The 6,286-nt window shown below is 56.1% G+C and carries 5 protein-coding genes; 3 read left to right on the top strand and 2 right to left on the bottom strand.

The features are described 5' to 3' along the window. Nucleotides 1-29: 29 nt before the first annotated feature. A complete protein-coding gene (locus tag SY26_RS18555; protein ID WP_198143214.1) occupies nucleotides 30-1,106 on the top strand; it encodes a CBASS cGAMP-activated phospholipase in 1,077 nt (358 codons plus the stop codon). Next, a complete protein-coding gene (locus tag SY26_RS21320; protein ID WP_157020532.1) occupies nucleotides 1,078-2,463 on the top strand; it encodes a cyclic GMP-AMP synthase DncV-like nucleotidyltransferase in 1,386 nt (461 codons plus the stop codon). The genes SY26_RS18555 and SY26_RS21320 overlap by 29 nt, the downstream gene beginning before the upstream one ends. A 222-nt stretch (nucleotides 2,464-2,685) precedes the next feature. Here the strand turns inward: SY26_RS21320 and SY26_RS18560 are convergent, their stop codons facing one another. Further along, nucleotides 2,686-3,297 (bottom strand): LysE/ArgO family amino acid transporter, encoded by a 612-nt coding sequence (locus SY26_RS18560; protein ID WP_046001784.1) that lies wholly within the window; start codon nucleotides 3,295-3,297, stop codon nucleotides 2,686-2,688. A 94-nt stretch (nucleotides 3,298-3,391) separates the two neighbouring features. Here SY26_RS18560 and SY26_RS18565 point away from each other — a divergent pair, with 94 nt between their 5' ends. Continuing rightward, entirely contained in the window at nucleotides 3,392-4,291 is a 900-nt protein-coding gene (locus SY26_RS18565; protein ID WP_046001757.1) for a LysR family transcriptional regulator ArgP, read from the top strand. A gap of 492 nt (nucleotides 4,292-4,783) precedes the next feature. Here the strand turns inward: SY26_RS18565 and SY26_RS18570 are convergent, their stop codons facing one another. After that, nucleotides 4,784-6,220, bottom strand: coding sequence for an IS1182 family transposase (locus SY26_RS18570; RefSeq protein WP_045999910.1), 1,437 nt, complete (start codon nucleotides 6,218-6,220; stop codon nucleotides 4,784-4,786). Nucleotides 6,221-6,286: the final 66 nt, after the last annotated feature.

Raw genomic sequence — 6,286 nt, forward strand, 5'->3', positions numbered from 1 at the left:
GTTTCGACATGCTGTGTTGCGCTTACCGATTGGCCCACTATCTTGTGGTTATGACGTTTAGAATTCTCTCGCTTTCAGGAGGCGGATACAAAGGCCTCTATACGGCTCAGTTCCTTGCAGGGCTTGAGGCGGAAAGTGGTGGCGTTCCATTGCATCGACGTTTTGACCTGATTGCAGGGACATCCATTGGTGGTGTCCTTGCCCTCGCAATATCATCAGGAAAAACAACAATGCAGGATGTTGTCGAAGCGATGTCGACGCATGGGACGGACATCTTCGGAACGAAAGAACCGCCCACATCTAAGCTTGGCGTCTTTTTCGACCTAATCGCTCACCGCGCTAAGCCGAGATACAGCGCAACACCACTGCGGGACCTCATCTGCAAACTTGTTGGCAATGACACCTACATCGGCGACTTAAAGCAGAAGACTATCGTTCCCGCCGTCAACGTGACGAAGGGCAGTCCGCAGGTATTTAAAACCCCGCATCACGAAAGCTTTCAAAGAGACTGGAAGTTGCCGCTCGTGGATGTCGCCCTTGCGACTTCCGCAGCCCCAACATTTTTTCCTTTGCATGCGGTCGGAAATGAGCGCTTCGCGGACGGTGGTGTTTACGCCAACAGTCCTGATGAACTTGCGGTGCATGAAGCGCAGCATTTTCTCGGAAAGAATTTTGGGGAACTGGAAATTCTAAGTGTCGGGACTACAACTGCTAAGTTTAGTTTTCCCGCAAAACTTGCGAGTAACATGGGATATAAAGACTGGCTCACGGACCAGCGGCTGATTTCGGTAATGATTGCAGCTCAACAGATGAATACCGATTTCATGATGAGGCATCGGTTTGGTGAAAAATACTTCAGGGTAGATTCTTTCCCCTCCTCTGCCCAGCTTCCTGAAATGCGTTTGGACAATGCGAGTGCAAATGCAAGTAGTGACCTAAAGGGTCTGGCGGAGGCTTCTTTGCGGGATCACCTCCCTGGCCTGAGAGCGGCGGGATTTTTTGATTACGAGGCCGGGGAGGAAGATTTTTTGAAGAAGGCTGAACTCGCGGATTTCTTCCGTAATTTAAGAGGTGAGCATGGGTATCGCGGCCAAGCTATTTTATAACCCCGAGGATCGGGCGAATACGCTTTCATATCGCGTTCGACCTTCCGATGAGCAAATTCGCCAACAGCAAGAACGTTGGAACGACCTTGCAGATGTGCTCAAGGAAGGCTTGCGCGTTTCCTATGGCAAACCGGTTTCATCTTGGCTGCAGGGTTCTTATAAGTTTGGCACTCAAATCCGTCCCGCTCGCATGGGCGAAGAATTCGACATCGATTTGGGCGTCTACATTGAATGGGAGGGAAGCGCAGAGTCGGGTGACGTGGAGCCGTTGGAGCTCAAGGACAAAGTGCAGTCTATACTCGCGGACTACGCTAATGAACCCGCTAACGATGCAACAGGAACATCTGATCCTAAGTCACGTTGCAACCGAATATGTTTCATTGGCGATTTCCATATTGACGTTCCCAGCTACCATTTGGATCGCACTAGAGATTCGCGCGACTTGGCAACAGAGAATAACGAGTGGGAGAATAGTGATCCCAAAGCCATTTATCTGTGGTGGAAAGATCAATTCGAGGGAGAGGATCGCCACAGGGCGCGGAGATTGGCACGCTACTTAAAAATGTGGGCCGCTCTGACATTCGAAAGTTCGTCTCGTCCATCTTCAATTCTTCTAACCGTGCTGGTCGCGCACGCGTTGAAGTCGATTGATACCCAAGAGATTTCGGGTGACGACGAATTCTTCCGCACAGTTGTTGATGAGATCGAGAGACGACTTCGCAGCTCACTCATCGTGCGCAATCCAGCAAATATCCGTGAGAACCTCAATCGACTATCGTATGATGACTGTACTGTGTTCATTGGCAAACTTGCAGAGCTCTTGAGCATCGCAGATCGCGCACTGGGTGCAGCTGATGAGTTTCAGAGTGCGGATATATGGACTGAAGCTTTCAGGCACTTCTTCCCGTTTCCGAAAGAAGATAAGGACGCTGTCGCCAAGGCGGCAGACTCCGGGCGATATGTGATTGCGGTTGCTCGCTATGATCCTGACGTGCGGGTCGTTGCCATTTCGGGAAAACGGCGGTGGGATGGTTTCAACGGTTTGGGGCCGATCCCGAAAGGTTGCGATATCCGATTTGAAGTAGTTAACTCCCAAAGCCTCCCGGAAGGTTCGACGGTCTATTGGACTGTTCGAAACGAGGGTGCGGAGGCGGAGGCGACAAACGATATGGGGCATGTCGCCGGAACTGGTTTGACCAATAGTGAGAACAGTGCCTACAGGGGAAGCCATTTTGTAGACGTTGTCGTGAAGCTGAACGGCAGGATAATCGGACGGCGAAGGGTGATTGTTAGGATTTCCGGACTGGGTATCCCAAAGCGAAACTCTGCAAGGCCAGCGTGGACAGCTCTGCGTTAGCGCCAGACGACAACAACGGGAATATTGCGCCTGTAGCAAATGGCAACCTCGACGGGCCTCATTGCAGCATTATGAGTGACCATCGAATGTCAGCTAAGGGCTGGAGGCTCACGCTGCACCTGCATTCGCTGCGGCCAGCTTGAATGTCGCTGATGGGCTCTTCGTGTCGATAGTTTTGCGCCGCGCTGGCGGCGGCTATGAGACAATCTGCCTTTCAGCTCGTCACACGCCCAGCACCAATTTTGCTGCAATGGCCCACATGACGATCGCGATGATCGCTTCCAAGATACGCCAGGCAGACGGCTTGGCGAAGGTCGGGCGTAGCCATGCCGAGCCGTAGCCGAGCGAGAAGAAGAACAGGAAAGACCCCGACACCGCACCTGCTGCAAACGATCCCGTCTCACCGACAAAACGTGTTGAGATTGTGCCAAGCAGCACCACCGTGTCGAGATAGACGTGAGGGTTCAGCCAGGTAATGGCGAGGCAGGCGGTCAGGGTTTTGGCCAGACCTCCCGCTTTCCGCTCCGTGCCGACAATCAGGGCTTCGGTGGATTGCAGAGCGGCCTTCATGCTTTTGGCCCCATACCAGATAAGGAACGCAGCGCCGGCGTAGCGCATGGCGGGGGCGAGCCAGGGAAGCAACTGGGCGATCTGACCGAAGCTCGTCACCCCTAGCAGGATCAGGATGGCGTCTGAGATGGCGCAGGTGAGGCAGACGGCCAGAACATGTTCGCCCCGCAGCCCTTGGCGCAGGACGAAGGCATTTTGTGCGCCTATTGCCATGATCAAGCTGAGGCCGGTCAGCATGCCGGTCAGAAATACGGAAGAGTTCATCAGGGTCATCCACTACTCAAGTAACCCTTGATCTACCGGCCGACGTAGCATTAGGAAAATTCATTCCTCTAATGCAGCATTAGAAAGGGTTGTCATGCTCGACTATGCCGGGGCTCGTGCCGTTGCGATCATCGTGCAGACCGGCAGCTTCGAAGGCGCCGCGCATGTGCTGAACGTCACGCAGTCTGCCATCTCGCAACGGGTGCGCAACCTGGAAGAGCGGTTGGGCACGGTCCTGATCCAGCGCGGTCAGCCTTGCACCGCGACCGAAGCCGGTGCCTGGCTCTGCCGCCACATGGAGCACGTTGGCATCTTGGAGGAGTCTCTTCTAGAGCATTTGCCGGGACTTGCCGCTCCGAGCGGCGGGCAGCGTGTGACGCTGGAAGTCGCAACCAATGCCGACAGCCTGGGAACCTGGTTTCTCCCCGCGGTGGCCTCCTTTGCGCAGCAGTCCGGCTATCTTTTCAACATCGCCATAGACGATGAGCAGCATACGCCGGATTGGCTCCGTCAGGGCCGTGTCCTTGCCGCTGTCACGTCCCTCGACAGGCCGGTGCAGGGCTGCATGGTCAAACCTCTAGGTCGCTTGCGATATCACGCAGCGGCAACTCCTGACTTCATGCAGCGGCATTTCCCGGATGGTGTGACACTTCAGGCTCTGGCCGAAGCCCCCGCGCTGAGGTTCAACCCGAAGGACAACCTTCAGCAGGCATGGGTGCGGCAGGTCTTTGGTCAGTCCTCGGCTCTACCCAGCCACTCCTTGCCGTCAACTCAAGGCTTCGTGGATGCCTGCCGTGCCGGGCTTGGCTGGGGGCTGAACCCGGCCTGCCTGATCTGCGATCACCTCGCGACAGGCGCGCTGGTCGAACTTGTGCCAGGGACCGGCTTCGACGTGCCACTGTTCTGGCAGATCAGCCGTCTTGTTGCAGGTCGACTGCAGGGCCTTACGCAGGCTGTTCTCGCAGCTGCTGAGGGTGAACTGGTGCATCCGTAAAAAGCCTCTACAGCTTGGACCGGTGTGGGCTGCCAAAGCAAAACGTGCTGCACGAGGGGCGACTTAAGGCTCTTCGCATCGATGCTGTTTTACAGTCATGAGTCCGCTTCCCAAGAGATGTGGTGATAGTAGGAACCCTAAGCTTCGTCTCGAAGACAGCCTGAGATTGTCAAGAAAAAACGTCATTTTGACTTTTTGTCAGACCAAAAGGTCAGACTGCTTTCTCGGGCGGGCAAACGCATTCACAAGCGGCCGTTCCAAAGCTGCAATGCGGATTAAAGAATGCCTGCCTCTCTGGCCCCCTTCTCACAGTGTTCAAAAACGATCCAGACCGTGTGAAAACTTGGCGAAGTCTGATGGTGTGCAGGGTTTCGGCTGGACCGGAGATTTCCCTTTAGGGGATCCGGATCAAACGCTTGATTTTGGGTTTTGGGGTCCTGTGGGGATCTCTGAAGGCGAATATGGGCTGATACTTAAGGAAATGGGGAGCCTTTACAGCCTGACTGCCGCAATCAACGCCGGAATGCCGACAAGGCTGATCGCTCGACGCAAATTGTAGGCGATGGCCGTCAGGCTGAACTCAGCGCGCACGTTCTCCAGCCTGCGCATCAGGAATGCACCCTGGCCCATCCATTGCTTCACGGAGCCGAACGGGTGCTCGACGCTCTCGCGCCGCTCATCGAGCACACCGGGCCGCGCGGCAAGCCGTTTTGCCATCCGGTCCAGCACGGCCTCGTTCTCATAGCGTGCAACCTTGCGATAGGCCGCAGCGGTGCAACGTGTTTTGAGTGCGCAGGACTTGCAAGCAGCCGAATTGGCATAGTCGAACACGCGGATCTCGCCACGAACCGGGCGGCTATGCACATGGCGCAAAGCCGCGCCGCCCGGGCATGTGTAGATATCTGCCTCGGCGTCATAGCGGAACTGGTCCTTGGGAAAAAATCCCTTGGCAACAGCAGAGCCGCGCTGCGGTTTGGGAACGTAAGGCACGATGCCTGCCATCTCGCAGGCCTCGATATCTTCGATCTTGAAGTAGCCCCGGTCTGCCACGGCATCGATCTGCGCAACATCGAGGATCTCACGCGCAGCCTTGGCCGTCTCGGTCAGCAGGCCCAGGTCGCTGACCTTGTTGTGGACCTGCTGCTCCGCAATCAGTTTGTGCTTGGTATCGACCGCGATCTGGATGTTGTAACCGACCCCGACGCGGCTGCTGGACTGCATCGCGCGTGCGTCCGGGTCGGTCAGCGAGATCTGGTCCTCGCCGCTGTCCGCAAGGGTTTTGTTATGATCATTAAGGTGTTCACGCCGCTCCCGGAGCGCTGCAATCTTTTCCTGAACCCTCTCGACGGTGCCCCTCTCTGGCGCGTCCTCACCGTCCTTGTCGGCCTCATCAAGCTGCTTGAGATACCGCGCCAAGCGCTCATCGCTTTCCGCCATCGCTTTGGCCAGCTTGGCCTTGGTGAAATTCCGCTCCCGGCTGTTCACCGCCTTGATCCGGGTGCCGTCGACCGCGATCAACTCTCGTCCGAACAAGTCGAGTTCGCGACACAGCACCACGAACTCCCGGAACACCTGGCGGAACGCCGTCCGGTTGTCACGTCGGAAGTCTGCGATTGTCTTGAAGTCGGGCGTCAGACGGCGGAGCAGCCAGATGACTTCAAGGTTGCGTCGCGTCTCGACCTCCAACCGGCGGCTGGACCGTACCCGGTTCAGGTATCCATAGATGTAGAGCTTCAAAAGATCGGCCGGATCATATCCCGGTCGACCGGTACTCTTCGCCTGGACCCGCTCGAAGCCAGCAGCCTTCAGATCGAGCCCGTCAACGAAAGCATCGATAAACCGGACAACGTTGTCCCGCCCCACATAGTCGTCCACAGAGTCCGGCAAAAGCAGGAACTGGGACCGATCACCGCCTGAAATATGTGCCATGCCCAAGAATACCACGGCCGCTCAATGCTGGGAATCCGGTTCGAGTTTTCACACGGTCTGGATCGT

The sequence above is a fragment of the Paracoccus sp. 228 genome, from assembly GCF_000967825.1.
GTDB lineage: Bacteria > Pseudomonadota > Alphaproteobacteria > Rhodobacterales > Rhodobacteraceae > Paracoccus > Paracoccus marcusii.